Source organism: Glutamicibacter sp. NPDC055354 (assembly GCF_053644955.1).
This window is the reverse complement of record NZ_JBSHMB010000001.1, coordinates 396,489-421,584: the sequence shown is the minus strand read 5'-3', so window position 1 is coordinate 421,584 and position 25,096 is coordinate 396,489. Positions and strand designations below refer to the sequence as shown.

The following is a 25,096-nucleotide window of genomic DNA, read 5'->3' as shown; positions in this document are numbered from 1 at the left end:
CTTCCCGCCGGGCTGTCTTTTTGCCTGCGGTGAGCGCCTAGCGCTTGTTCTTGGCCTTCAGCACATCGACGATGCCCTTGCCCAGATAGAAGGCGCCATCGGCGTACCAGGCCAGCATCAGCAGCTGGCGCGCCGGCTTGGGCAGCCAGGCGAACTTGTCGCTCTTGGCCAGGACCAGGTGCGCTGCCGCGCCGGAGGCCAGTACGGCGGCACTCGAACCCATCAGCGCTTTCGGATTCCAGTTGTGGCGGTACAGCAGCCGTTCCAGTCCCTTGGCCTCGCGCTCCTGCTCAGCCAGTGCGGACTTCAAGGTCTTGAACGGGCCGCCGGTGGCAATGACCCTGCGGTCTTCGGGCAGCGGGCGGCCGGTGAGGTAATCGATGCTGCGCGGGTCGAAGCCGAAGAGCGAGACCAGGCGCTTCATGTCCTTCAGGTCCCCGCTGCTGCACAGCAGCTGCTGGGCCTCGGCGCGGTCGGCCGGATCCGAAATCAGCTGCTCGATGATCTGCATTTCTTCTTCGTCCCACCCAAAGAGCAAGCTGTTGAGCTCGTCGAGGCGCTCCGCTGCCGGCGAGCCGGCTTCCGGTTCCAGGATTGCCGTGCGTTCCAGGTCCACTACCATGGACACCGAGGAACCGAACATGGTCCGGCGTGGGCCCTTGGCCTCGATGGTTGCGGTAATGGCATTGCCGGTACGGTCCAAGCACAGGTACGGGCGGTTCGAGCGCGAGATACTCGGGGCATAGACCGGTTCCTTGGGCATGGCCATCAGGCCGGATGCATTTTCCCAAACGGTGATCTCGTTCTCGGCAAAGCCGGCTGCCAGCACCAGTTCGGACCCCTTGAGCTTTGGCCCGTGCAGCAGCTCGTTGGTGCCGCCGTACTCGCCGAGCTGCTCGTCATCCGGGTTGGGGCCGTCAATTTCGTCCCCGTCCACCAGTACGTAGTCGGCCCCGGTGGAGTTCTTCAGTTCGTGGACCAGTTTGGTCACGCGCGAGCCTTCGCGCAGCTTGCCCTTGGCATCGATGCGGTAGAGCACCGCATCGCGGGCTTCGCTCACCGTGGCCACCTCGGCGGCTACTTCAGTGGAGTTCTCGCGCTCAACAGCTCCGCCGATGAAACCCAGCAGGCGGCGATCGGCCAGCGCGGTGCGTACCAGTTGTGCAGATTCAGGCTTGTCGCCCATGAAAATGAACTCTAGGTTGAGGTAGTTGAACCCGGTTGAATCCACGAAAAGTAACCCCTTTGGTTAATTGGATATGGCGATAAGTCAATCATAGGCGGTAACCCGTGCTGTCCTGGCAGGCAGCGCCCGGGTGGTTGCCTGGCGCTAGCGCCGGCGCCGGGCGCGGAACCAGCGGACCGCGCCGAGGACGGTATTCCCGGTGGCATCAACAGAGCCGAGCACCAGCAGCAGCACGATTACCCAGGGTGGCGCCCAGGGCTGCTGCCAATGGGTGGCCGCAAGCACCAGCGAGAAGACCAGGGCCTCGATGAGCCCCAGCGCCAGCTGCGCGGCGGGTTTCCACGACAACGTGTTGTACCATCGCGGCCGGGCACCGGAGGTGCGGGATTCGGCGATCAGTGCACGGCCCACTGCCCGGGCCATTGACACCGGTTCGATCCATCGCGCGTCCTCGGGAAGATCGGCGTCGTCCAGATAGCGGGCCAGGTCCGGTGGATGCCCGAAGGTCTCCAGCACCCGCTGGGCCGACTGCAGGCTGCCGGTGCCCACCAGCGCCTGCTTGAGCCGCTCGATGTGCTCGGCGCCGACCAGAAGCCCGGCCAGCTCGTCGAGTTCCTGGCCATCCACGCTGTCCTGGTTGGCGATCAGCCAGTCCAGTTCGCGCCGGGCGGGTGTTGAGGCCTGCGGCCAGAAGGCGGGGCTGGCCGCGACCGGCCAGATGTGCACCCAGGCCGGGTGCCCGCCGAGCTTGGCCGGCTGCTTGTCGAACCAGAAGCTCGCGGTGAAGCGCGCGCCGGTGCGGCTGAGCATGATCGCCGGATGCTGGCTGGCAGCCAGCACGCCGCCCACCAGGAAGCCTTCGTGCACGGCCACGGCCGCGCCGGCGGATTCCGGCGCCAAGAGCTGCCAGCTGGTTTTGCTCGCGGCGGCCCACACCCCCAAGTCCGGCTCATTCAGCGCGCCGATGGCCACGGTCCGCCCCGGCGGCATGGCATCGAGCCGCGGATCCTCGATGGGCTCCCCGGTTTGCACCTCGGCGTCGTCCTGGTCGATGTACAGCGCACCGGTGCCCAGCTTCAGCGCCAGCGCGAAGTCCTCGACCTGCTGGCCCAGCCTGATGGCGCCCGCGGCGCCAGCAAGCAGCAAGAGCCCCTCGTGGTTCACCGCAAGGCTGGCTTCGATCATCGCCAGCCCGTTCCAGGGCACCGGCACGGAGACCAGCGAGATCACGTCGCGGGCGGCCAGCAGTGCGCGGACCGTGGCTTCGGCCTGCTGCGCCTGGGGTTCTTCGAAGAAAAGAGTCAGGGCGGCGACCAGCGTGTGCTCCTGGTCGCCGCCCTGCAAGGACTGGTTGCTACTTGTTGCCAAGGTACTTTTCGAAGCCCGCCGGCAGGTTCAGGCTCGAAGGATCGAAGTCCTGGTTGGCGCCCTGCCCGAAGGCGGCACCGCTCGGGGCGGCGGCCTTCTTGTTCTTGGCCTCCAGCTCGGCCTGCGCGGCCTTGGCCGGGTTGCCGAACTTCTGCTGCTTCTTGCCCTTGCCCTTGGCCTTCGCCTTGCGGGCAGCGCCCTTGCCGGCCCCCGGCATGCCCGGGATGCCGCCGCCGGCAGCCATCTTCTTCATCATCTTCTGCGCTTCGGCGAAACGCTCCAGCATCTGGTTCACCTCGGAGACCGAAACGCCCGAACCCTTGGCGATACGCGCGCGGCGCGAGCCGTTGATGATCTTCGGAGCCACGCGCTCGTGCTGGGTCATCGAACGGACGATGGCCTCAACGCGGTCGATCTGGCGTTCGTCGAACTGCTCGAGCTGCTGGCGGGAGATCTGCGCGCCGGGCATCATGCCCAGCAGCTTCTTCATCGAGCCCATCTTCTTGATCTGGGCCATCTGGGCCAGGAAGTCGTCCAGGGTGAAGTCTTCCTGGTCGGCGAATTTCTTCGCCATGCGCTCGGCTTCGGTCTTGTCCCAGTTCTTCTCGGCCTGCTCGATGAGCGTCATCACATCGCCCATGTCCAGGATGCGCGAAGCCATGCGGTCCGGGTGGAAGATCTCGAAGTCGTCCAGGTTCTCGCCGGTGGAGGCGAACATGACCGGCTTGCCGGTGACCGAGGCGACCGACAGCGCGGCACCGCCGCGGGCATCGCCATCGAGCTTGGAGAGCACGACACCGGTGAAGTCGACGCCCTCGTGGAAGGCCTGGGCGGTGTTGACCGCGTCCTGGCCGATCATCGCGTCGATGACGAAGAGGACTTCATCCGGGTTGATGGCGGCGCGGATGTTCGCAGCCTGGGCCATCATCTCGGTGTCCACGCCCAAGCGGCCGGCGGTATCGACAATCACGATGTCGTGCAGCTTGGCCTTGGCCTCGGCCACGCCGTCACGGGCTACCGCTACCGGGTCGCCGGTGGCGGTGTCGAATTCCGAGGAGACGCCCGGGTGCGGTGCGTAGACCGGCACCCCGGCACGCTCGCCGTTGATCTGCAGCTGCTTGACGGCGTTGGGGCGCTGGAGGTCGCAGGCCACCAGCAACGGGGTGTGGCCCTCGGACTTCAGATGCTTGGCCAGCTTGCCGGCCAGGGTGGTCTTGCCGGCACCCTGAAGGCCGGCGAGCATAATCACCGTCGGCGGGTTCTTGGCCAGGTTCAGGCGGCGGGTCTCCCCGCCCAGGATGCCAACGAGTTCCTCGTTGACGATCTTGACGACCTGCTGGCCCGGGTTCAGCGACTCGGAGACCTCGGCACCCAGAGCGCGTTCCTTCACCTGGGCCACGAAGCCGCGGACCACCGGTACGGCAACGTCGGCGTCAAGCAGGGCGCGGCGGATCTCGCGTGCGGTACCGTCGATATCCGCTTCAGTCAGGCGGCCCTTGCCGCGCAGGTTCTTGAAGGTTGCTGTCAGGCGATCGGAAAGTGAATTAAACACGTGCCGGGCACTTCTTTCGATAGGTCTTGTGGTGCGCATTGGAAAATCGCACAGGACTCAACTCCCAAGAATATCAATAATCGGGCGCTGGACTAACCAGCTGTGCAGCGTTTCACCCGTTGTCTCTTCCCCAGCGCCACGTTGCTCCCGTCCAAAGGGACGGGAGCAGCATCAAGGAACCGGGCAGCAACGGACTACGGCTTGGCCTCGCTGGCAGGTGGTGCGGCCGCTGCCTGAGGCTTCAGCTTGGCCGGTGCCGGGGCAGCTTTCTGCACGGCCGGTGCTGCGATAGCAGGCTTGGGCTTGGGCAGGGTTGCGACCGGCGCCTTGGCGACCTGCTTCACGGGCGCTGCAACTTTAGGCTTGGCCGGGGCCGCGGCCTTGGGCTTCGCTGGCGGCTTGGCCTGCTTTTTCGCAGCCGGCACCGCGACCTCGGGCTTGGGCCTCGCAGCCGGTACTTCCTTCGCGGCCGGCTTTTTCGCAGCAGTGGACTTGGCCGGTGGCAGGGCCTTGGCCACTGGCGGTTTCTTCTCCGGCTCTTCTGCTTGCAAGTCCACGGTCTTGGGTTGGGCTGCACCTATTTGACGCTCGACGCGGGCAGCAGGGTCCGTGGGATCCTCGCTGGCTAGAGCATCCTTACCGCCTGGGTCCTGGTCCTCCCGGGGGTTCAACGCCTGTTTCCTCGCTGGGTCCAGGCACTTGGGTTGGTTCAGAGGTTGGCGTGGAGTTGGTCGATTCCGATGCTTCCGGGACGCTATCCGGAGCTGATGGCGCCACGCTGGAAGGTAGTGCCGAATGACTTGGCGGCGCGGTCGGCGCCGTCGACGGGCTCGGCTCAGCAACTGGTGCAGTGCTGGGCGTCGGCGCTACGCTCGGCGCGCTCGGCTTGGCCGAAACGGGTGCTGGTGACGCTGATGCAGATGGCGTGGCCTTCGGGCTTCCGGTATTCAACTTTTGTGGCGGCTCGGGTGTCTTGCTCGGCTTAGGCGTCTTGCTCGGCTTAGGCGTCTTGCTCGGCTCTGGTGCCGGGTGCGCGGGACGCGGGGTCGGGCGGAGTTTGCCGGCTTCCTTTTTCGGCTGGGCCTTCGGCTTGGCTGGCGCGGCTTGTTTCTTCTTGCTCGCCGCTGGCGACTGGAGCGGATCCGCGTGGGAGTGCCTCGTGGTCTTCGGCGGCGCTGGATGTTCCGTTCGGGCCGATCCGTGATGCCTGGCCGCCCCGGCGTACTGCCCGCTTCTTCCTGTTGCCGGTTGATGGCGCATCGCACTGCCGGCATCGACTGCAAATTGCGTCGAAGCGAACAATGCCTGGCGTTGCCCGCCGCCTGAAGGAAGGTAGTTGCGCGGATTATGCCATTGGCCATTGACGATGACCTCGAAGTGCACATGGCACCCCGTGGAGTTGCCGGTGGTCCCGGCCAGGGCGATGATCTGGCCTTGGACAACAAGCTCGCCCACTCTGACGAGCAGGAGCGAATTGTGGCTGTATCCGGTCTGCACCTCATGCCCGTGGTCAATGGTGACGCGCTGGCCCGAATGCCCGGCCCAGCCCGCGACGACCACCCGGCCCGACTCGCTGGCGCGCACGGGCGAACCGCAGGAAATTGGATAATCCTGGCCGATATGGATTTGGCGGCCGAACCCGGTCGGGTTGAACCTCCAACCGTACGGACTGGAAATCCGGCGGGTGGCCGCTGGATGCTCCAAGAGCAGACCAGGGCTCAGCATTGCCGGACGAATGCCCTGGTTGGCAGCTAGCGGCGCGGGCTGTGCCAGCGCTCCAGGGCTTGTCTTTGCTGTCATCGCCGCCCGATTGGCGGCCACGTGTGCCAGCGGGTCGGGCGCGGACCCTCCGGTCCTGCCGCCAAGTGAACTCAGTCCGAGGACTTGGATAGCGGATGTTCCGCCCAGATCCGGTGCGGTGACAGCCTCGCTCCCGAGCGCCGGCGCTGGCGCGGCGGGAAAGGCCAGTGTGCTTGATTGGGCTCTGGCTGGCACTGCACCGGCCGCCCCGGGCCAAGCCAATGCACTGCTTAAAGCGAAGGCCGCTGCAATGGCCAGCGCCCCATACGGAAGCCGCCGGCCATTCCCCAAAACGCCGCGCGGCACAGAGCTGCTTAAACCATGATGTTGTCGTTTCATAACTTGCCAGTCCCCCAAAAACTGCAACTACTCAACAGAACCTCAGAATAGCCCCGGCACGATGATTAATCCATGGCTAGTTGAAGCAATCTTCAGCAGCGTGAGGATTCCATGCACCACTGCTTTCCCCCCTGCGCCATCGCGGCCACGCCACGCGCGTGGAAATCCAGCACCGGTTCGATGCGGTTTCGGGACCTGGGCGAGGCCCGACGCACCCTGGAATCCGCCAAAGCACCATGACTCGCCATCCCAGCCAGCACCTGTTAGGGACCGGATTCGGGCTGAAGCATTTCAAGCCCCCACATGGCATGTGGGCTGGCATGGGCCGTGAAGAGGGCTTCAGCTCGCCGCGGCAGCGGTCTGGCGGGCGGCCCGAGTCCCGGAATTTCCCAGGCCGGGCGATGTCGCTGCCGGACTCAGCCCTACTCATGTGGTGATAATGCTCTTGGGACCGCGCCGCGGCGCAACCGGTCCCACAGCGCAACACGCAGCAAAGGAGCACCGGTGGAGACCAGCACCCTGTCCAGCAGGCTGTCGCGGTGGGCGGTATTGTCCCGCGCCTGGCTGCAGGATTATCTCTATGCCGGTGCCTGGCAGCTGCGTTCGCTGCTGCCAGGTACGGAGGCCGGCCGGCTGCGCTCCGGCAGCCATCCGGCAGCCGAACCGGTGGTGCTGATTCCGGGTATCTGGGAATCCTGGAAATTCCTGCTCCCGCTGGCCGACGCGCTGCACCAGGCCGGTCACCCGGTGCACGTGATCCCGCAGCTCGGCTTCAACCGCGGCACGGTGCCGGAGATGTCCCAGGTGGTCTCCAGCTACCTGGGCCGGGCGCAGCTCGACGATGCGGTGCTGGTGGCGCACAGCAAGGGCGGTCTGATCGGCAAGTACCTGATGTCCGCCTCGCCGCAGGGCTACCGGATCAATCGGATGATCGCCATTGGCACCCCCTTCTCCGGTTCGCGCTATGCACGCTATGCGCCGGTCCGCTCCCTGCGTTCCCTGTCGCCCAACGACCAGGGCCTGCTCAAGCTCTCGGCCAACCTGAGCGTGAATTCCCGGATCATCTCCATCTACAGCAGCTTCGACCCGCACATCCCGGGCGGCTGCGACCTGGCCGGAGCCACCAACATCAAGCTGCCTACACTGGGGCATTTCCGCTTGCTGGCCGATGTGCGCCTGCACGCCGCAGTGCTCAAGCACTTGGCGCCTGGACTGCCTCCGGCCAGCTGAATTCCGGCAGGCAGCGCACCGCAATCCGTGCGTTCCGTGTGAATCGCCCGGTGCTGTTGAGCCCGCCGGGGCCCTGGCCTAGCGTGAGCGGACAAGGGCTGGATCCCCAGCCCGCAGCCCAGATGCAGATAGGAGCAGCCGATGGACCCGCAGGAATCCACCGCGTCGCAGCCCGACGCACAGTTGGATGAAGCCCAAGAGGCCAATCGCGAAGCCGCAGCCACATCCAACCCCGACCCAGAGCAGCAACTGATTACCGGACTGGAGCCGGGCGGTTCGGTGCCGCCGGGCGAAACCCCGCCCGGTGAAGGCTCGATGAGCCAAGACCAGGGGCATGGCGAATAGCGGCCCGCAGCGTCCGATCAGCGAGGCGCGCATAGGACCCTGGCTTGAAGAACTGGCCGAGTCGGACGGGAATCCGGGCGGCGGAGCGGCGGCGGCACTAATGCTCGGTGTTGCCGCCGCGCTGATGTCCATGTCCGCCGGCTACGTCTCGGCCTCCGGACCCGCACAGGCAGAGCTCGCCGGCCTGCAGGCCCGGGCCAAGCAGCTGCGGATCGACGCGCTGGGCATGGCCGACCGGGATGCCAAGGCCTCCGCGGATTTCGGGGAAGCGTCCGCGCAACCGCCCTCGGAGCAGCGCGACCGCCAGCTCGCCGCGGCCTGCTTGCAGGCCGCGAAATCCTCGGCCGCACTCGGTGCGCTGGCCATGACCGCCGTGAATGACCTGCGCTGGCTTGGCCAGCATGCGAAACCGCAATTGGTGGCCGATGTCGCCGCAGCGCTGGGCATGGTCCGCGCAGTGCTGCAGGCCGCCAGCAGCAACCTGCGCTACGACCTGTCCCAGCTGCCTTCCGGCCCGGCGCACGCGCAGCACTCCGGATTATGGGATACCGCAGCATCGCTGGAGCGGGCGATGCAGACCGCCGCGCAGCTGGCCGCACGCGTTGATGCACGCATCAAGCGCTGATCCTGCTGCCCGGGAGCACCCTCGACGACAAGGAATGATAGCCATGGCCCAGACACCGATTAATGCACTGATCCTGGTCTGCACCCTTTCCCCTTCGCCCAAAGCCTCCAGCAGCGATCTGCTGGCCCGGCAGGTGGCGGCGGAATTCGAGGAGCACCAGGTCCACTCCGAGATCCTGCGCATTGCCGATTTCGACGTGAAGCCCGGAGTGCTCAAGGACATGGGAGGCGGCGACCAGTGGCCGGGGATCCGGCAGAAGCTGCTGGCCGCGGACATCCTGGTGCTGGCCACCCCGATTTGGGTAGGCCACCCCTCGAGCCTGGCCCAGCGGGTGCTGGAGCGGCTGGATGCCGAGTTGTCCCAGACCGACGAGCAGGGCCGCCCGATCCTCTTCGGCAAGGTGGGCGTGGTGGCCGTGGTGGGCAATGAGGACGGCGCGCACCACGTGATTGCGGAGCTGGGCCAGGGCCTGGCCGATGTCGGGTTCACCCTGCCAGCCCAGGGCTCGACCTATTGGGTGGGGCAGGCCATGCACACCACCGACTACCAGGATCTGGACCAGACCCCGCAGGTCACGGTCAACGCCACGCAGATCGCCACGCGCAACGCGGCGCATCTGGCGCGGCTGCTCAAAGCCCGGCCTTTCCCCGCCCGATAGCCGCCGGATGCTGGGTGCAGCCTGCGGATCAGTGCCCGGCCATTGGCCAGCGGCGGCCGGTGCCCTAGCGTTTCAGCCAGCAGAAGACTGCAACCCCAGGCGAGAACTAAGGACGGGCCCATGCCGCACAACACCATCGACCAGACGACCTTGCACCGGTACCTGAGCGAACACCTGCTGGGTTCCGAATCGGGGCTGAACCACTTCAAGGCCGCCCACGGCACCTGGGCGGACACCGCCTATGCCCAGCGTTTCGAATCGCTGCACCAGCAGGTCCAAGCAGATCAGGATGACCTGAAACGGATCATGGACCGGCTGGGATGCCGGCAGCGTCCGCTGGCCCGCCTGCTGGCTCCGGCGGCCAAGCTCGCCGGGCACGTCAACCCGTTCAATCCGCTGCGCATGCGCAAGCTGGCCGCCGCGCAGGTGCAGCTCGATGTGCTCACCGGGCTGCTCAATGCCAAGCTGCGCATGTGGCAGACGCTGCTGCTGATGCTGCCCCATGATCCGCGCCTGGACCAGGCGCTGCTGCAGGACCTGTCGCACCGGGCCGAGTCGCAGATCAGCCAGCTCAAGGCGCTCAGCGACGAAACCTGGCCCGAGCGCTTCGCCCCGCCAGTGAACGATGAGCAGGGGGAACACCGCCCATGACCGGCAGGAAAGCGAACATTGTCGGCGCCGGGCCCAACGGGCTGGTCGCCGCGGCGGTCCTGGCCGAGCGGGGATTCGACGTCCAGGTCTTCGAGCGCAATGCCCGTCCCGGCGGTGCCGCGGCCTCCGGCAGCACGCTGGGCGAGGGCACCATCGTGGACCTGGGAGCTGCCGCCCACCCCTTCGCCTATGGCAGCCGCGCCTTCGCGCATTTCGATCTGACCGGACATGGGCTGCAGTGGGATTTCCACACCTATCCGCTGGCCCACCCGCTGGACGACGCCGAGTCGGTCTTCCTGCACCAGGACCTGGAAGCCACCATGGCGCAGTTCCCCGCCGACCGGAAGATCTGGCAGCTGCTGCATGGCCCGCTGGTGCGCCATCCGCAGGAGATCCTGGACAACGCCACCAGCCCGCTGCTGGGCATCCCGCCGCATCCGGTGCTCATGGCACGCTTCGGGCTGCGCGCGCTGCCGCCGGCGAAGCTGCTGGCTTCCGCCGCGTTCCGGACCCGGCAGGCCGCGGCGCTCTTCGCCGGATCCAGCGCGCATTCCATGCTGCCGCTCTCCCACCCGTTCACCTCGGGATTCGGCGCGCTCTTCGGGGCCTTGGGCCAATCCTGGGGCTGGCCGGTGGCGCACGGCGGCACCGGCAGCATCATCGACGCGCTGCTGCGGGTGCTCGACGGGCTGGGGGTGCAGATCCATACCGGGCACCAGATCAGTCACCTCGCGCAGCTTCCCGATGCGGACCTCACCTTCCTGGATGCCACGCCCCGCCAGGTAGTGCAGCTCGCCGGAGACCAGCTCCCGGCACGACTGCGCCGGCGGTTCGAGCGCTGGCGCTATGGCACCGCGGCCTACAAGGTGGACTACCTGCTCGATGGGCCGATTCCCTGGAAGGATGCGCGCACCGCGCAGGCCGGCACCGTGCATGTCATCGGCGATGCCGCCGAGCTGGCCCGGGCCGAGCGCCAGGTCGCCGCTGGGTCAATGCCCGAACGCCCGTTCGTGATGGTGGTCCAGCCTTCGAGCGCCGATGCCTCGCGCGCCCCGGCCGGCCGCCAGGTCATCTGGTCCTACGCCCACGTGCCCCAAGGCTATGACGGGGATGCCGGGGCGCTCATCGATGCGCAGATCCAGCGGTTCGCGCCGGACTTCAAGGACCGGATCGTGCAGCGGGTAGTCACCGGCCCGGCGCAGCTGCAGGCCTGGAATCCGAATCTGGTCGGCGGGGATATCGGCGGCGGATCACTGGCCGGCACCCAGCAGTTCTTCCGCCCCTCGCCCTCGCTGAATCCCTATTCGCTGGGCGTGCCGGGACTGTACCTGTGCTCCTCCTCCACCCCTCCGGGCGGCGGGGTGCATGGCATGGCCGGCTGGCATGCGGCGCACCGGGCGCTGCGTGATCTTGGGCGGCACTGAGCCTCGCAACCACGGTAGCTGAATAGGGATACTGACTAGTAGAGAATAAAGTCTGGGAATTTCCTCAGAATCGCGGCCTGTTCGCAACAACTTGGTGGGCCAATGATAATTTTTTATCAAGTTCCCACCGCTGGCCGCAGGGTCCACAGCGCATTTCAAGGGCCACGCTGCCCAGTCCGGAGGGACAGATAACTGCATTGTTGAAGTGAGAAGTATCGTCTAGAAGTGGAGGGTAGTTCACATGCCAGGAAGGCTAGTCAGGTCCCAGACCGCGTTGCGCGTAGCAGAGCTGCTGGGATCACGCGAGGGAAGAAGGCATCTGAGCAGCTATGGCTGGACCCAAGGAATGCCAGTGGTCATGACACAGCCTTTGGAAGCGCTCGATGATGTGATGGGCCTGGTCTCGGTGCACAAGCGGCCGGTGCTGGTCGCGATGGTTGAACCGCAGAGCGAGGAACTGAAGTTCTTGCACATTTCCGAGCCTTCTCCAGTCTTGGAAGTGGTTCAGGCCAGCGCGCCGCGCAGCAAGATCAAGGATCTGTTCGGTCAGGCCGAGCACAGCGGAATGGCTGCATTCCGTGTGAAGTACTGGCAATACACTGCGCTCGCCCACGCGGTTCCGGCTTTCGACGCCAGCAAGCTGGGACACAGGTACGCCACGCAGGAGTCCGGCAGCAGCGTGTAACCGCAAGCACCGCCGCAACGGGCACAGCCCCTCGGGAAATCGCGCATCCGCGCAGATTCGCCGGGGGCTGTTCCTATGCCAGGGACCGGGACCGCTTACTTGGGCGCTACCGGGCGTGGAGCATCTGGTGATCCAGCGCGGCAAGATAGTCCGCGAAGCCCTCGCGCAACCGCCCGCGCAAGCGCCCCGAGGTGATCGCCTGCAGCCGGGCCGTGGCCTGGACCCGGTAGCCGGCGCGGCGCAGCGCCTCGACCAAGGCCACATCCTCCCGGGCCGCCAAGGGCTCGAAGCCTCCAACATCCAGGTAGGCAGCAGCGCACACCCCGAAGTTCGCGCCGTGGATATGGCCATGCCCCTCGATCGGCTGGTAGGCCTGCTCCCATAAGGCGAAGATATGCTCATCGAGTTCGCCGCGGTCCGGTTCCACGGTTCCGGCCACCGCATCGGCCCCGCCGGCGTGCAGGCAGGCAAAGCCCTCCAGCCAATGCTCGGCGACGCAGGTATCCGCGTCGGTGCTGGCCAGCCAGATGGCGCTCGGGTCCGCTTCCGCGCCGAAGCTGGCCAGGGCGTGGCGCGCCCCGGCAGCCCGGCTGGCTCCGACATTGCCGAAGCTGGCCTGCAGCAAGCTGATCCGCCGATCTGCGCTGATCTGCCGCTGGGCAACCTGTACCGTGCCGTCGGTGCAGCTATCGGCAACCACGATGGCCCGGACCTGCAGCTGCGGGCGGGCACGCGCCAACCGGTCCATGGCCGCGCGCACCGAATCCAGGCAACGGCCCAGGCGTTCTTCCTCGTCATGGGCCGGGATGATGACCGCCATGGCCGCCAGCTGCCTACCCATGGGCACCAGCGGGCTTGCGCAGTATTTCAAGCAGGAAATCGGCCTCGCGAAGCTCCACGATGCGCTCCCACCCCAGTTCTCCCGCCATCCGGTGCACATCCTCCCCGTCCAGCGGCCAGCCTTCAATGGGATGCAGCCAATGGCAGAGCACCAGCTCTCCGCCGGCTTCCAGTGCTGCAGCACTGGCGGCGAGCACCTGCTCCAATTCGTCGGCGGCCAGGAAATAGCCGATCTCGCTGAGCACTACCAGCTGCACGCTCCCCGGCTCCAGCTGCGGAAATTGTTGGGGCACCGTGGCCTGCAGCAAGCTGACATGCTCCATTCCGGCCACGGCACGCCGGGCCTGGGCTAGCGCGGTAGCGCTGGCGTCCACCGCCAGCAGGCTGGTGCTGCGGCGGGCCAGTTCGGCGCTCTGCACCCCGATGGAGCATCCCAGCTCCAGAACCGCCGCATACTGCTCCCGGGGCAGGGAGGCGAGCAGGATTTGCTGCTTGCGCTGCTCGTAGCGGCTGCTGCGGTATTCCCACGGATCTTCGCGCTTTCCGTAGAGCTCGTCGAAGACCGCCGGAGCCGACGCGGCGTCCTTGTGGCCAGGCCAGGTGGCGCGGAAGATCTCGGCGCCGCGGGAAAAATGCTGCAGGAAGCCTTCGCTAAGGAGGACTTCGTCTCCTGGCAGGGCGGACAGCGGCCGGGTTTGGGAACGGTGGGCTTCCAGGGCGCGGGCCTTGGCCTGGGCGCTGGAAGCATCCAGGGCCAGCCGGCGCCAATGCCTGAAGCTGGGCTGCCGGTCCGGTTGCGCCCAATGCCAGAACCAGATGGGGAATTCCAGGTGGCAGGCATTGTGCGCCAGGGCGCAGTCCGCGGCGAGCAGGCCCAGGATTTCGTGGTCCGGGTGCCCGTCGCCGCGGTAGGTGCTGGCGATCAGGCAGCGCTCGCCGGCGTGCTGCTCAAGGGCTGCGCGGATCGGCTCCTGCTGCGCTTCGAGTTTCCCATCGCCCAGGCCCAAGCAGTGCAGATGCAACGTTCCGCTGCGCGGTCCTTGTGCGCGCAGCGTGTCCATGGCCTCGGCCAGTTCGGCCTGGCGCAGCGCGGCCAACCGGGCCGCGGAGTGTGTGGTGGAGTCCGGATGCGAGGCTTCCCCGAAGCTGCAGACGATCACGTGGACATCGATCCCCCGGCCAAGCGCCATGCGGATCAGCCCTCCAGCTCCCAGCGTCTCGTCATCCGGGTGGGCGGCCAGAACAATCAACGATGCGATTGCGTGGAAGAGCTTCTCCGGATCCAGTACGGCGATCCGCTCTAGCCCAGCCTGCTGCCAGCAGCTTGCAGACGTTCCCTGGTCCTCATGCGTGAAGTTCACCATGCGCTGCCACTTTCCGTTCCGGCGCGGTCCACCATCAGCTGGCCCAGCGCCGCGTCATCGCGGGCCGCGTGGTGCTGGCGCAGATATATGCCCAGGTCAGCTGCACGCCGCGCATGCTCCTCATCGGCGGTCAGCGGGCCCGGACCGGTGGACTGGCCGCTGAGCTGCAACACCCGCTCGCAGGCCCCGGCCACCTGGCCGCGGACCCGATGGGCCGAAATGGCATCCAGCGCTCCGGCATCGGCCAGCCCGGCGGCCTGTTCCAGCAGCGCGGCGCAGCCGGCCAGCAAGCGGTCTGCTTCGCCGAGCCAAGCAAGGGCCAGCTGATCCGGGGTGCGCGCTTGGGCGCTGCGCAGCAGATGGCGGTAGATTCCCACCGCTGCCCCGAACCAGCAGGCGGCCACGCCAACGCCCCCGACAGCGAACCCGGGACGGGACAGGTACCAGCCTGCGTCCTGCACCGGTTGTGCCGGCACGCCGGTGAAGTTCACGCTGCCGCTGGGCAGCTGCGCCATGCCGCGGCTGACCCAGGCATCCGATGCCGGTTCAACGCCCGGATGCCGCAAGGAAACCATGAACAGCCGGCCACCATCGGGCGTGGGGGCGGTGACCAGGGCATGCGTCAGCTGCGCGGCCAACGAGCACCAGGGCTTGGTGCCGTTCAGCTCCCATCCCCCGCCGGACTGGCGAACCGCTTCCAGGGTGGCGTTGGGCGGCTGCGCGGCGAAAACGCCCCATGCAGTGCCGGCCGGCCACGACATGCCCGCCTGGTTCAGGATTCCCGCGGCATCCAAATGCGGTTCCAGCGTCCTGGCCGCGACCAGGTCGGTGGCGGCCACGGTGGCCAGCAGCTCCCACAGGCGCTGGGTCTGTCCGGCCGCTGGCACCGGAGGTTCCTCCCCCGAACTTTCCAGCGTACGCAGCATCGCTTCCGGGTTGCCCTCGCAGCGCACGGCGGCCGCACGCACCGCTTCTTCGGCGCCCCACCATAACTCGCTGTTGCGGGTGCGGGATCCTGGTTCGGCTGCACTAAACGACACCGGCCGCTGGTCCATCGGCTCTCCTTCTCTGTTCGGAACTTTTGGCCAGTCTAGGTCACGGCCCATTCGTGCCCGGCCCAGCTGAATGACTCCTGATAACCGCAAAGGACAGCGCAACGCAGCGAGGCAGCTTATGTGGTTGGCCGCCGCGACGGCGGCACTGTGATGATCTGCAAAGTTGGCCGCAAGCAAACTTTCAGCTTCGGGACCCCGATTTGCAATCTGCCCTATAGTTCAAATTGTAAGTAACCAGATCCACACAGGAGGTAAGAATCATGGGAATTGGAGACAAGATCCAGAACAAGGCCCAGGAAGCATCTGGCAAGGCCAAGGAGGCCTACGGCGATGCCACTGATAATGAGCGCCTGCAAGCCGAAGGCGTGAAGGACCAGGCCGCCGCCAAGGCAAAGCAAGCAGGAGAACACGTCAAGGACGCCGCCAAGGATGTCAAGGACGACCTGTCCTAAACCGCACCACCAGCTATGCCCCATGGATGCGTATCCATGGGGCATAGCTCTGCGCTAGGTAATGTGCACAGCAATACGGCCGCTGCTCCGGGAATTCGGAGCAGCGGCCGTTGGCGGTTTTCGGCGTCCTAGAGTTCGACGCTATTCGAGTCCCCGGGCTCGGCAGGTTTTCCGGTGAGCTTCTGCTTCACCCAGCCGGCCACCAGGCTCGCTGCCCCGCCGGGGTTCTCCCAGTATTCAGCGGAGTCGGCATCGATGCGCAGCAGCACAGTCTGCGCAGATTCCGGGCCTTCGCTGGCGAAGGTCTCCACCGCGGCGTTCCACAGTTCCTTCTTCTTGGCGACATCGAGCACCACCTCGGCGTGGCCGCTGACCGACACCCACGCCTTGGATCCGCTGAACGCGGCATTGACCAGTCCCTGGGCCCGGATTTCCTGGACAATCCCGGCGTCGGCGGCAGAGAAGAACCAGAGCTCTCCTTCGTCGGTGGCTTCAATCAGCGTCAGGGGGCGGCTGGCCAGCCGTCCAGCGCTGTGGGTTGTGACCATGGCGATCCGCAGGTCCTTGATGATGCTGATGACTTTGCTTGCTTCGTCGTTGGCCATGATGAGCTCCTTTGTCTTGGAATGATCTGTTCGTTTCACACGCTACCGAGGTGCCGGCCCGCGCCAAGGGGCGCCCAGGCGATGGCCAACTTCGGCTCCTGCTCAGCTTTCCGGGTTCCGCCTGGAATCCGGATCCGCTTGCTCTTCGGCGTCCAGCTCGCTGGCGAAACGCAGCTGCCGCCCGTCGCTGATGTCCTGCTCTTCTTTTTCCTCCTGCTTCATGCTGGCCTTGGTATCCCGCGGCGGAAGCTGGACCGAGCGCTCGGCGGCAATCCCCGCCTGCAGCTGGCGCCCGCGCTCGGCTTCCGCGTCGAAGACCGCGCCGAACAGCAGCGACAGGTTGGCGATCCACAGCCACAGCAGCAGCACGATGACCCCGCCGATGGCGCCGTAGGTCTTGTTGTAGTTGCCGAAGTTCGAAACGTAGAAGAAGAAGCCGACGGTCGCTACCGCCAGCACGAGCAGCGCGATGGCCGAGCCGAGGCTGATCCAGCGGAACTTCGGTTGCTTCACATTGGGAGCCCCGTAGTAGAGCACGGCCACCAGCACAATCGCGCACAGCACGATCACCGGCCATTTGGCGATATTCCATATCGCCACCGCGCCCTCGCCCAGCCCCATGGCGTTGCCCAGCGCCTGGGCCAGCGGACCGGAGACAATCAGCAGCATCCCCAGCACGGACACGGCCACAAGAAGCACCAGTGTCAGCAGCAGCATCAGCGGGCGCAGCTTGTAGAACGGCCGGCCTTCGGCCACCTCGTAGATCTGGTTCATTGCCCGTCCGAACGCCCCGACATACCCCGAGGCGCTCCATAGCGCACCGAGCAGACCGGCAATCAGCGCCAGGCCTGCCGACGGGGCCGAGGCCAGCTGCTCGATGGGCTGGCGCAGGGTTTCGACCACTTCCTTGCTGGCCAGTTCCTGGATCAGCGAGAGGATGTTGCGGGTCATGTTCTCCGCCTGGCCGGCAACTCCGAGCAGGGAGACTACCGCCAGCAGGGCCGGGAAAATGGAGAGCATCGCGAAATAGGTCAGCGAGGCCGCCATGTCCGTGCATTTCTTCCGGGAGAATTCCCTGATGGAGCGCTTGGCCGCGTATTTCCATGACCTGGAGTGCATATCCGGCGGGGAATCGGGTTTGGATTCGGCATCGGGTCCAGGAGCATGCCGGGCTTTGGCAGCGGTTTCGGCCGCGTTCCCGTTCCCGGCATGGCTATCGGTTCCTGAAGGCATCTTGCACCTCTCTTCATCAGCTATCTGTGCCAGTTGATTGCCGCCGGCCCTGCTGCTGGGCCAGGCCGGCGCGGCAGGCAAATCGAATCATGCACCTGCCGCGCCACCTGCTAGGCCAGCTGGGCCACGCTGCTACTCGGCGACCGGGAAACGCTCCCACGCGCGGTGGGTGGACAGCAGCTGCTCCGCGCTTTCGGCCACCGCCGAAAGTTCCACCAGCGCGATGCCCGGCGCATCATCCTCCAGGCCGACCGCTTGCAGCAGGCCATCGGAGAGCCCGTCCAGGGTGATGATGGCCTTGTTGTGCCGGTAGGCCTCCGCGACCAGCAACGCCACGCGCGGGTCGACGGGAACCCCGCCTGCCCCCAAGGCGCCGGCCTTGGCATCCAGCGCAACCGCGGCGTCCGGGGCCGGCGGCAACGGGCCGATGAGCACCAGCGCATCGAATTCGATGGAGCGCGCCGTCAGGTAGGTGCGGTCAATGGGCAGGTCCGGGGCCACCTCGCCGCCGGAGGCCGAAACGAGCAGCGGGGACATGCCCCGTTCGGCCAGCGCCTGGGCTATTGCCGGCACGTGCTGGTGGTTTCCGCTGTTGAACACCACCCCGATCTTGCGCCCGTCCACTGGCCAGGCTTTTCCGATCTGGGACAGCGCGGGGCTGGCCACCGGGTCATCCAGCTGCACTGCGGCCGGTGCCGGCAGGCCCAGTGCCTGGGCCACCCCGGCGGCCAGCTGGGTATCGATCTTCGCCAGGCATTCCACCTGCCGCTGGCGGATCGCCGTATCGGTGCACTTGCCCAGCTCAAAGGAGTAGGCCTGCTGCACATGGGCGCGCTCCACGGCCGAGAGGCTGATGTAGAACAAGCGGGCCTGGCTGTAGTGGTCCGAGAAACTGGCCGGCTCGGAACGCACCTTCTTCCCGGAGGCCACAGGCTGCGGGAAGTCCAGCGGAGGCTGCTGGCCGGAAAGAACCTGCGACATGTACGGGCAGCCGCCATCCAGCGAGTTCGGCTTGTACGGCGCGATGCCCTTGGGCACCCGGTGCTGGTGGAAACCGTCGCGGAACATGTCGTTGACCGGCGAGTCCGGCGAGTTGATCGGGATCTGCGCGAAGTTCGGTCCGCCCAAGCGGGTCAGCTGGGTGTCCAGGTAGGAGAAGAGCCGCGCCTGCAGCAGCGGGTCGTCGCTGATATCGATGCCCGGCACCAGATGCCCGGGGTGGAAGGCCACCTGCTCGGTCTGCGCGAAGTAGTTCTCCGGGTTGCGGTCCAGCACCATCTTGCCCAGCGGCTGGACCGGGGCCAGTTCTTCTGGCACGAATTTCGTCGGATCCAGCAGGTCGATGCCCTCGAAGACCCCCGAACCGTCGTCGGGGAAAATCTGCACGCCCAGTTCCCATTCGGGGTAGGCTCCGGCATCAATGGCTTCGGCCAGATCGCGGCGGTGGAAGTCCGGATCCGCGCCGGCTGCCAGCTGGGACTCTTCCCAGGCCAGCGAGTGCACGCCGAGCTTGGGCTTCCAATGGAACTTCACCAGTGACGCTTTGCCCGCCTCGTTGACCATGCGGAAGGTGTGCACGCCGAAGCCCTCCATCATGCGCAGCGAGCGGGGTATCGCGCGGTCGCTCATCTGCCACATCACGTGGGCCTGGGCAGGGGTATGCAGGGAGACGAAATCCCAGAAGGTATCGTGGGCCGATTGCGCCTGCGGGATCTCGGTATCCGGGTGCGGCTTCGCGGCATGGACCAGATCCGGGAACTTGATGCCATCCTGGATGAAGAACACCGGGATGTTGTTGCCCACCAGGTCAAAAATGCCCTCTTCGGTATAGAACTTCGTGGCAAAGCCGCGGGTATCGCGGGCCGTGTCCATCGAGCCGCGGGAACCGACCACGGTGGAGAACCGCACGAAGACCCGGGTCTGCTTTCCCGGCTTGAGGAAATCGGCCCGGCACAGTTCGGAGGCGTTGCCGTAGCTGATGAAGGAGCCGTGGGCGCCAGCCCCGCGGGCGTGGACCACGCGCTCCGGAATCCGCTCGTGGTCGAAATGCATGATCTTCTCGCGCAGGTGGTGATCCTGCAGCAAGGTGGGCCCGCGCTCTCCGGCTTTCAGCGAGTGGTCGGTATCGCTGACGGGAGCTCCCTGGTTGGTGGTCAGGAATTCGCTGTCCTGGCCGGGGCCGGACAAGACCGGTTCCCCTCCCGGGCTTGCTTGCTGTTGTGGTTCGCTGGCCATGGCACTCTCCTAGCTGCTTGGGAATAATCGGCTGGTGAATGCCACGCTAGGGGCCGGTGCACCGCTGATGCCAGCGAACTAGGCGATTCCCATGATTTACACATGTGCCCGCCACCGGGCGTGAACACGCCAGGACCGCCGGTGGCTGCATGGCCCACCGGCGGTCCTGGTAGGACGTTTCAGAAACGCCCTGCCCCTCGTGCTTGTGTTGCGTTATTTTCCAGATTCCGCTCCTTACTTGGAAACCAGCTGGTATCCATTTTCGTTGTGCTCCGCCTCGTCGATCCCGGCAATTTCGATATCTGCCGCGACACGCCATGGGCTGAACTTTCCAATGACCGTGGCGATGACCCAGGTCATCACCGCGGAGAAGACCATGACCACAATCAGGGTGGCTGCCTGGGCGATCAGCTGGGCGACGCCGCCGCCGTAGAACAGTCCGCCAGCGCTTTCCTCGGTTGGCAGGGCGAAGAAGCCAAGGAACAGGGTTCCGATCAAGCCGGCGACCAGGTGCACGCCGACAACATCCAGCGAGTCGTCGTAGCCCAGCTTCCATTTCAGGTTCACTGCCCAGGCTGCACCGGCTCCAGCCAGGACGCCCAGCAGCATCGCGGCCCACGGGGCCACATCTGCGCAAGAAGGAGTGATGGCGACCAGGCCGGCCACCAGGCCGGAGGCGACACCCAGCGAGCTGGGGCGGGAACCGCGAAGCTTCTCAACCAGGATCCAGCCAAGGACGGCCGCACCCGGAGCTGCCAGGGTGTTGACCCAGATGAGGCCGGCCTGCTCTACGGTGGTTGCCGCACCGGCGTTGAAACCGAACCAGCCGAACCACAGCAGGCCGGCACCGAGCATGACCAGCGGGGTGTTGTGCGGCTGCGGACGATCGTGGAAGTTGTGGCGCTGGCCCAGCTTCAGGGCCAGGACCAGGGCTGCGATACCTGCGTTGGTGTGGACCACTGCGCCGCCGGCGAAGTCAATGGCTTCGCCGAAGATGCTGCCCAGGAATCCGTCTGCGGAGAGCAAGCCTCCACCCCAGACCCAGAAGGCCACCGGTGCGTACACCAGGGTGACCCACAGCGGGACGAAGAACAGCCATGGCGCAAAGCGGGCACGGTCGGCGATGGCTCCGGAGATGATGGCTACCGAGATCATGGCGAAGGTACCGGCGAATCCGGCGGCGAGCAGCTCGGACTGCTCGGTATTGTGCATGGCAAAGTCGCTGATTGGATTGCCGACGATTCCGGCGATGGCTGGTTCCCCGGCGGAGAACGAGTAGCCCCAGAGCACCCAGACAACGGCGGTGATCGCCGCGGCGGAGAAACTCATCAGCATCATGTTCACCACGCCGGTGGCGCGAGTCATGCCGCCGTAGAAAAGTCCCAGTGCCGGTGTCATCAGCAATACGAGTGCGGCAGCTATCAGGATCCATAAGCTGGCTACATCCAACTCCATCTGGATCACTTCCCCTCAAGGTATTCGGTGTATCGGTGGTGTTATGACTATCTAACGCGCCCGATGTTTCCGAACACTAGCTGCTTCGTTTCCGCTGTGTATCAAGTTCCTGCCGGGGGTAACGTTTGCTTCTCGGCAATGTTTCGCCGCCGTTTCGAACAGTTCACGGTACTGCTGGCCGACGGTCAAAAGAACAGCCCGGCATCAGCAGAAAGTGCTTTCTGCTGATGCCGGGCTGGCAAGGTGGACGCCGGCAGCGGCTATAGCCGCTTGATCTTCACGACCTGGAACTTCGGCACCGTAGTGGATCCGCCGATGGTCGTGTCGTAGCTCAGGGATCCGGTCACCGTAGCGGTGATTTGGACAATGTCCTCTGCCACGATGTCATCCAGCGCCTCGCAGTCCTCCAGGCCGTCACCGGCAGTGAACATCGAATTGTGCTCGTAGTCGTATTTGCCCACCCGCGCGTGGCTCAGCTCGGCACGGAAGGTGCAGGGACCGGTCGCGGAGTCGAACTGGGTGACCAGGCCGTAGAGAATCACGTTCTCATCGATGTGCGAGTCCGGTTGCTTCACGATTTGCGCCAGCGCCCGCTTGGTGACCTTCTTGGCCTTGTTGGCCTTGGCTTTTTCCGCCGCGGCCTCAGCTTCCCTGTCTTTCTTTTCCTTCGCCTTGCGTGCCTTCTGGGCTTCTGCGGCCGCTGCGCGTTCTTCCTCGGCTGCGCGAAGCTCTGCTGCTTCTTCGTTGGCCAGGGCCAATTGCGTTTCGGTTTCTGCCAGCTGGGCTTGCAGTGCGTCCTTTTCAGCAGCTATGGCTGCGCTCGAGGCTTGCGCAGCCTCGAACTCTTCTGCCGATACCCCGCAGGCAGCCATCGATAGAATTCCGGCCAGTGCGGTTGCAGTTGCTAAGAACCTTTTCATGCTCATTCCCCATTTCACGAGTGCGAGTTGCTTGAACCCCCAAGTTTCAAGTACCCATGATCCTTACAGGGGCCGGGGACAATTTAGATGGAGCAGGCACACTGGAAGCATGGACCGATCTTTCTTCTTGCCCGATGCCTTGGACGTTGCGCCCCGGTTGCTCGGGGCCACGCTCACCGTGGATTCCATTGACGGACCGGTCAGCGTGCGCATCACCGAAACCGAAGCGTACATGGGCCTGGGAACCGCAGGGCCCTATGACCCGGGCAGCCACTCGAAGGACAGGAAAACCGAACGCAACGCGTCCATGTTCCTGGAACCCGGGCACGCGTACGTGTACTTCACCTATGGAATGCACTACGCCCTGAATTTCGTCTGCTCACCACCAGGAGCTGCGTCGGGGGTGCTGATACGTTCTGGCGAAATTATTTCCGGCGCCGACCTGGCCCACGCACGAAGACTGGAGAAGCGGCCCGTCCGCTACGCCCGCAATCCCATCGCGGAAATCCAGCTGGCCCGTGGACCGGGGAACTTGGCCACCGCATTGGGCCTCACAAGACTGGAACATGACGGGCTGGATCTGTTCGCTGCACCCTTTACCCTCCATGCTGCCCCTGGTCTCCCGGAAGCTTTGCGCACTGGACCCCGCGTTGGCGTCGCGGGGATAGCCGGCGGTCCGCAGTTCCCCTGGCGATTCTGGCTGCCCGATGAGCCAAGCGTTTCCGCATTTCGCCCGGGCCGCGATGCTCCCGGGGCAGTCACGGGCATTAGGAAACAGAAATAGGCTCTGGCCCCAACGCAATTAATGCGTTGAAGCCAGAGCCTATCGAGCAAGGTGCCGCAAAGCCCTATGCTGCCGGGAACAGTTCCTTCGAATCCAGTTCCTTCTTCAGCCGGGATTCCAGGGTCTGGGACAGGGACTCGGCAAAGGTTTCGGTCAGGTGCGAGTGGTCCCAATAGGCCACGATGCCACCGACTACCGCAAAGCAGCGTCCGTCCTCGCACAGCTGGTCATTCATGTCGACATCAATAATATTCGGCTTGTCCAGGGCCTTCACGGCGTCGGCTTGCGGATCCATCGGGATCCATTGCTTCGCCTCGCCACTGCATTCGCTGAATTCGCCATCGCTGGAGGCCACGCAGTCAGGTACATTCTCCACGGTCTCCCCCGGGAAGGACGTATCCCGGATGACCGCTACAGCGGCGCCGGTGCCGGCCCAGTCCTGGAGAATCTTTTCGTAGGCCTGCTGGGCAGGCTCAGCGGTGTTTTCCATTTGGTATCCGGAAACCGGAAGGGACTGGCGGTTGGAGCTGATCACCAGATCATAGTCTTCCTTTTCGATCTGCTTGGTCACCCAGCTGCCATAGTCAGCGCAGCCCTTTTCCCGTGCCTCGGAGTCAAAGACCTGGGGTTCGCCCATGACGGCGCAACGGCTGGCCAGATAGGTATCAATACTCCAGCCATTCTTCTTCGCCATCGGTTCCAAGGCAGGAATCCACTGGCCTGCATGCGAGTTTCCAACCAGTGCTACCTTGATCTTGCCATCACCGTAGTTGCATACCGGGCGGTCCTTGTAGTCGGCGTCCTGGCTGGCGAAGCAATCATCCTTGTAGACAACCGGCTTGTCGGTCTTCGCAACTACCGGGGCGGGAGCCACCGGCTGGTAGGCCGTCTCGATATTCACTGCTTCACCGCATGATTCACTGAGCGACGCGGCACCGAAGCAGTCTTCGCCCAGCTCCTTTTCGACCTGGGCCAAGGCCTTGTCGACGTCTTGGGCGTCATTGATAATGCGTTCGGTGTTGAGGTAGAAAGCTCCGGCAACCAAAGCCAAGACGAGGCTGCCCGTGGCAAGGAAGCGTGGCGCCGTGAGCAGTACCGAGGCGTCAATGAACTTACGGAATCGAACCTCGACAAGCTTCTGCGTCAAAACAGCCAAAACCAGCGTCAAGGCCAAGGCAATGATCTTCTGGGGCCATTTGAAGTCATCCACCATGAACGGCATCAGGATCAATAGCGGCCAATGCCAGAGGTAGATGGCATAGGAATTGTCACCGAAGAACTGGAACGGCTTGCTGCTCAAGAACATGTTCGGCGAGTACTTATGCGTGGAATGGCAGAGCAGGATCAGTGCGGTGCCGAATACGGGAATCGCTGCGATGTATCCGGGGAACGGCATCTGCCCGGTAAAGGCCACCGCGCTGAATGCGATGGCAAGGACTCCGCCCCACGACCCGATCAAGCTCATCGCATCCTTCTTGGCCGCATGCGCACGCGTTCCCAAAGCCGCCACCAGGGCGCCTGCCGAGAATTCCCAGACTCGGGTAAAGGTCGAGAAGTACGCGCTGCCCGGTTCAGTCGCGGTTGCGGATAGCGAGTATCCGAAGGAAATCAAGAAGACGGCGCTGATTCCGGCCAACGCGGCGGTTGCCGGCTTGATTCCGGACTTGATTGCGGCGAAGATCAGCACGCCGATCAGAATTGGCCATACGAAATAGAACTGCTCTTCTGCAGACAGGGACCAGAAATGCTGGAAGGGGCTTGGAGCTTCGCCTTCGGCAAGGTAATCGACCTTGGTCAGTGCCAGGTACCAGTTCTGGAAGTAGAACGTCGCGGCCATCGCTTGCAGCCCCCAGTCCTGCCACACCGTGGACGGTGCGAAGAACCAGATGCCCAAGACGCTGGCCAGGATCACCAAGAAGGAGGCGGGGATCAGCCGCTTGACCCGCCTCATCCAGAAATTGACGACATCGCCAATGTTCTTCGGCGGCTTGGCGAGTAGATGCGAAGTGATCAGGAATCCCGAGATCACGAAGAACACGTCGACTCCGACGAAGCCGCCGGGCAGATAGTGCCCCCAGAAGTGGTACAGCACAACGACACCTACGGCGATGGCGCGCAGGCCCTGGATGTCCATGCGGAAAGCCCTGGGCTTAGGGTCCTGCTTGACTGGTATGGGCAGGTCTTGGTTCGACGACACTTCTGGATGGATCCTTTACCGGCTGGTCTGGCCGCACGGGGGCATCCAGAACCAACCGGAGTATCCCTCATGCAGTGCGTAAAGATTGATGGG

23 protein-coding genes are annotated in these 25,096 nt (G+C 65.0%); 9 read left to right on the top strand and 14 right to left on the bottom strand.

Annotated features, from left to right (window positions below; all coding sequences use genetic code 11):
• Window positions 1-37: 37 nt before the first annotated feature.
• The 5 genes from ACWICV_RS01840 to ACWICV_RS01820 form a co-directional block, all read right to left on the bottom strand.
• Entirely contained in the window at window positions 38-1,231 is a 1,194-nt protein-coding gene (locus ACWICV_RS01840; protein ID WP_454090828.1) for a hypothetical protein, read from the bottom strand.
• A gap of 99 nt (window positions 1,232-1,330) precedes the next feature.
• Window positions 1,331-2,554 carry a hypothetical protein gene (locus ACWICV_RS01835; RefSeq protein WP_454090829.1) on the bottom strand — a complete coding sequence of 408 codons (1,224 nt, stop codon included), beginning with the start codon at window positions 2,552-2,554 and terminating at the stop codon, window positions 1,331-1,333.
• Window positions 2,541-4,106 carry a signal recognition particle protein gene (gene ffh / locus ACWICV_RS01830; protein WP_105661194.1) on the bottom strand — a complete coding sequence of 522 codons (1,566 nt, stop codon included), beginning with the start codon at window positions 4,104-4,106 and terminating at the stop codon, window positions 2,541-2,543. The genes ACWICV_RS01835 and ffh overlap by 14 nt, the downstream gene beginning before the upstream one ends.
• 194 nt (window positions 4,107-4,300) lie before the next feature.
• A complete protein-coding gene (locus ACWICV_RS01825) occupies window positions 4,301-4,777 on the bottom strand; it encodes a hypothetical protein (RefSeq protein ID WP_454090830.1) in 477 nt (158 codons plus the stop codon).
• Window positions 4,743-5,906, bottom strand: coding sequence for a peptidoglycan DD-metalloendopeptidase family protein (locus ACWICV_RS01820; RefSeq protein ID WP_454090975.1), 1,164 nt, complete (start codon window positions 5,904-5,906; stop codon window positions 4,743-4,745). Before ACWICV_RS01820 ends, ACWICV_RS01825 begins: the two co-directional genes overlap by 35 nt.
• Before the next feature lie 843 nt (window positions 5,907-6,749).
• On the opposite strand from ACWICV_RS01820, the gene ACWICV_RS01815 reads away from it, so the two are divergent.
• The 7 genes from ACWICV_RS01815 (at window position 6,750) to ACWICV_RS01785 (ending at window position 11,863) form a co-directional block, all read left to right on the top strand.
• Window positions 6,750-7,475 (top strand): alpha/beta hydrolase, encoded by a 726-nt coding sequence (locus tag ACWICV_RS01815; protein ID WP_454090831.1) that lies wholly within the window; start codon window positions 6,750-6,752, stop codon window positions 7,473-7,475.
• 141 nt (window positions 7,476-7,616) lie between these two features.
• Window positions 7,617-7,820: a DUF6480 family protein gene (locus tag ACWICV_RS01810; protein WP_454090832.1), complete on the top strand. Its 204-nt coding sequence runs from the start codon at window positions 7,617-7,619 to the stop codon at window positions 7,818-7,820.
• On the top strand, window positions 7,810-8,445 hold the full coding sequence (locus ACWICV_RS01805) for a cyclodeaminase/cyclohydrolase family protein (RefSeq protein WP_454090833.1): 636 nt from the start codon (window positions 7,810-7,812) through the stop codon (window positions 8,443-8,445). Before ACWICV_RS01810 ends, ACWICV_RS01805 begins: the two co-directional genes overlap by 11 nt.
• A gap of 43 nt (window positions 8,446-8,488) precedes the next feature.
• Window positions 8,489-9,103: a flavodoxin family protein gene (locus ACWICV_RS01800; protein WP_454090834.1), complete on the top strand. Its 615-nt coding sequence runs from the start codon at window positions 8,489-8,491 to the stop codon at window positions 9,101-9,103.
• Window positions 9,104-9,223: 120 nt separating this feature from the next.
• The gene (locus tag ACWICV_RS01795) at window positions 9,224-9,754 is read left to right on the top strand and encodes a hypothetical protein (RefSeq protein ID WP_402472896.1); all 531 of its coding nucleotides are present in this window, start codon (window positions 9,224-9,226) and stop codon (window positions 9,752-9,754) included.
• A complete protein-coding gene (locus ACWICV_RS01790) occupies window positions 9,751-11,178 on the top strand; it encodes a phytoene desaturase family protein (RefSeq protein WP_454090835.1) in 1,428 nt (475 codons plus the stop codon). Before ACWICV_RS01795 ends, ACWICV_RS01790 begins: the two co-directional genes overlap by 4 nt.
• Before the next feature lie 358 nt (window positions 11,179-11,536).
• On the top strand, window positions 11,537-11,863 hold the full coding sequence (locus tag ACWICV_RS01785) for a hypothetical protein (protein ID WP_332728540.1): 327 nt from the start codon (window positions 11,537-11,539) through the stop codon (window positions 11,861-11,863).
• Window positions 11,864-11,969: 106 nt separating this feature from the next.
• On the opposite strand, the gene ACWICV_RS01780 is transcribed toward ACWICV_RS01785, so the two are convergent.
• The 3 genes from ACWICV_RS01780 to ACWICV_RS01770 are packed head-to-tail and all read right to left on the bottom strand — an operon-like array spanning window position 11,970 to window position 15,122.
• Complete coding sequence (locus tag ACWICV_RS01780) at window positions 11,970-12,704, bottom strand: glycosyltransferase (protein WP_454090836.1); 735 nt, start codon at window positions 12,702-12,704, stop codon at window positions 11,970-11,972.
• A complete protein-coding gene (locus tag ACWICV_RS01775) occupies window positions 12,697-14,067 on the bottom strand; it encodes a PIG-L family deacetylase (RefSeq protein WP_454090837.1) in 1,371 nt (456 codons plus the stop codon). The genes ACWICV_RS01780 and ACWICV_RS01775 overlap by 8 nt, the downstream gene beginning before the upstream one ends.
• Window positions 14,061-15,122 (bottom strand): acyl-CoA dehydrogenase family protein, encoded by a 1,062-nt coding sequence (locus ACWICV_RS01770; protein ID WP_454090838.1) that lies wholly within the window; start codon window positions 15,120-15,122, stop codon window positions 14,061-14,063. Before ACWICV_RS01770 ends, ACWICV_RS01775 begins: the two co-directional genes overlap by 7 nt.
• Before the next feature lie 260 nt (window positions 15,123-15,382).
• On the opposite strand from ACWICV_RS01770, the gene ACWICV_RS01765 reads away from it, so the two are divergent.
• The gene (locus ACWICV_RS01765) at window positions 15,383-15,574 is read left to right on the top strand and encodes a CsbD family protein (protein ID WP_105657701.1); all 192 of its coding nucleotides are present in this window, start codon (window positions 15,383-15,385) and stop codon (window positions 15,572-15,574) included.
• A gap of 128 nt (window positions 15,575-15,702) precedes the next feature.
• On the opposite strand, the gene ACWICV_RS01760 is transcribed toward ACWICV_RS01765, so the two are convergent.
• From ACWICV_RS01760 to ACWICV_RS01740, 5 genes are all read right to left on the bottom strand, one after another.
• On the bottom strand, window positions 15,703-16,179 hold the full coding sequence (locus tag ACWICV_RS01760; RefSeq protein WP_400288865.1) for a pyridoxamine 5'-phosphate oxidase family protein: 477 nt from the start codon (window positions 16,177-16,179) through the stop codon (window positions 15,703-15,705).
• Window positions 16,180-16,281: 102 nt separating this feature from the next.
• Entirely contained in the window at window positions 16,282-17,412 is a 1,131-nt protein-coding gene (locus ACWICV_RS01755) for a YihY/virulence factor BrkB family protein (RefSeq protein WP_332727418.1), read from the bottom strand.
• Between the two features lie 132 nt (window positions 17,413-17,544).
• Window positions 17,545-19,647 (bottom strand): catalase, encoded by a 2,103-nt coding sequence (locus tag ACWICV_RS01750; RefSeq protein WP_454090839.1) that lies wholly within the window; start codon window positions 19,645-19,647, stop codon window positions 17,545-17,547.
• Window positions 19,648-19,881: 234 nt separating this feature from the next.
• Entirely contained in the window at window positions 19,882-21,102 is a 1,221-nt protein-coding gene (locus ACWICV_RS01745; protein ID WP_105657853.1) for an ammonium transporter, read from the bottom strand.
• Between the two features lie 260 nt (window positions 21,103-21,362).
• Window positions 21,363-22,022 (bottom strand): hypothetical protein, encoded by a 660-nt coding sequence (locus tag ACWICV_RS01740; protein ID WP_454090840.1) that lies wholly within the window; start codon window positions 22,020-22,022, stop codon window positions 21,363-21,365.
• Between the two features lie 109 nt (window positions 22,023-22,131).
• On the opposite strand from ACWICV_RS01740, the gene ACWICV_RS01735 reads away from it, so the two are divergent.
• Window positions 22,132-22,806 (top strand): DNA-3-methyladenine glycosylase, encoded by a 675-nt coding sequence (locus tag ACWICV_RS01735; protein WP_454090841.1) that lies wholly within the window; start codon window positions 22,132-22,134, stop codon window positions 22,804-22,806.
• A 64-nt stretch (window positions 22,807-22,870) separates the two neighbouring features.
• On the opposite strand, the gene ACWICV_RS01730 is transcribed toward ACWICV_RS01735, so the two are convergent.
• Window positions 22,871-25,003, bottom strand: a complete 2,133-nt coding sequence (locus ACWICV_RS01730; RefSeq protein WP_454090842.1) for an acyltransferase family protein — start codon at window positions 25,001-25,003, stop codon at window positions 22,871-22,873.
• Between the last annotated feature and the right edge of the window lie 93 nt (window positions 25,004-25,096).

Excerpts from the sequence above, each read along its gene's own strand:
- ACWICV_RS01820 (WP_454090975.1), bottom strand. The coding sequence starts at position 5,906 with ATGACAGCAAAGACAAGCCCTGGAGCGCTGGCACAGCCCGCGCCGCTA.
- ACWICV_RS01810 (WP_454090832.1), top strand. The coding sequence starts at position 7,617 with ATGGACCCGCAGGAATCCACCGCGTCGCAGCCCGACGCACAGTTGGAT.
- ACWICV_RS01805 (WP_454090833.1), top strand. The coding sequence starts at position 7,810 with ATGGCGAATAGCGGCCCGCAGCGTCCGATCAGCGAGGCGCGCATAGGA.
- ACWICV_RS01800 (WP_454090834.1), top strand. The coding sequence starts at position 8,489 with ATGGCCCAGACACCGATTAATGCACTGATCCTGGTCTGCACCCTTTCC.
- ACWICV_RS01795 (WP_402472896.1), top strand. The coding sequence starts at position 9,224 with ATGCCGCACAACACCATCGACCAGACGACCTTGCACCGGTACCTGAGC.
- ACWICV_RS01790 (WP_454090835.1), top strand. The coding sequence starts at position 9,751 with ATGACCGGCAGGAAAGCGAACATTGTCGGCGCCGGGCCCAACGGGCTG.
- ACWICV_RS01785 (WP_332728540.1), top strand. The coding sequence starts at position 11,537 with ATGACACAGCCTTTGGAAGCGCTCGATGATGTGATGGGCCTGGTCTCG.
- ACWICV_RS01780 (WP_454090836.1), bottom strand. The coding sequence starts at position 12,704 with ATGGGTAGGCAGCTGGCGGCCATGGCGGTCATCATCCCGGCCCATGAC.
- ACWICV_RS01775 (WP_454090837.1), bottom strand. The coding sequence starts at position 14,067 with ATGGTGAACTTCACGCATGAGGACCAGGGAACGTCTGCAAGCTGCTGG.
- ACWICV_RS01770 (WP_454090838.1), bottom strand. The coding sequence starts at position 15,122 with ATGGACCAGCGGCCGGTGTCGTTTAGTGCAGCCGAACCAGGATCCCGC.
- ACWICV_RS01765 (WP_105657701.1), top strand. The coding sequence starts at position 15,383 with ATGGGAATTGGAGACAAGATCCAGAACAAGGCCCAGGAAGCATCTGGC.
- ACWICV_RS01760 (WP_400288865.1), bottom strand. The coding sequence starts at position 16,179 with ATGGCCAACGACGAAGCAAGCAAAGTCATCAGCATCATCAAGGACCTG.
- ACWICV_RS01755 (WP_332727418.1), bottom strand. The coding sequence starts at position 17,412 with ATGCCTTCAGGAACCGATAGCCATGCCGGGAACGGGAACGCGGCCGAA.
- ACWICV_RS01750 (WP_454090839.1), bottom strand. The coding sequence starts at position 19,647 with ATGGCCAGCGAACCACAACAGCAAGCAAGCCCGGGAGGGGAACCGGTC.
- ACWICV_RS01745 (WP_105657853.1), bottom strand. The coding sequence starts at position 21,102 with ATGGAGTTGGATGTAGCCAGCTTATGGATCCTGATAGCTGCCGCACTC.
- ACWICV_RS01740 (WP_454090840.1), bottom strand. The coding sequence starts at position 22,022 with ATGAAAAGGTTCTTAGCAACTGCAACCGCACTGGCCGGAATTCTATCG.
- ACWICV_RS01735 (WP_454090841.1), top strand. The coding sequence starts at position 22,132 with ATGGACCGATCTTTCTTCTTGCCCGATGCCTTGGACGTTGCGCCCCGG.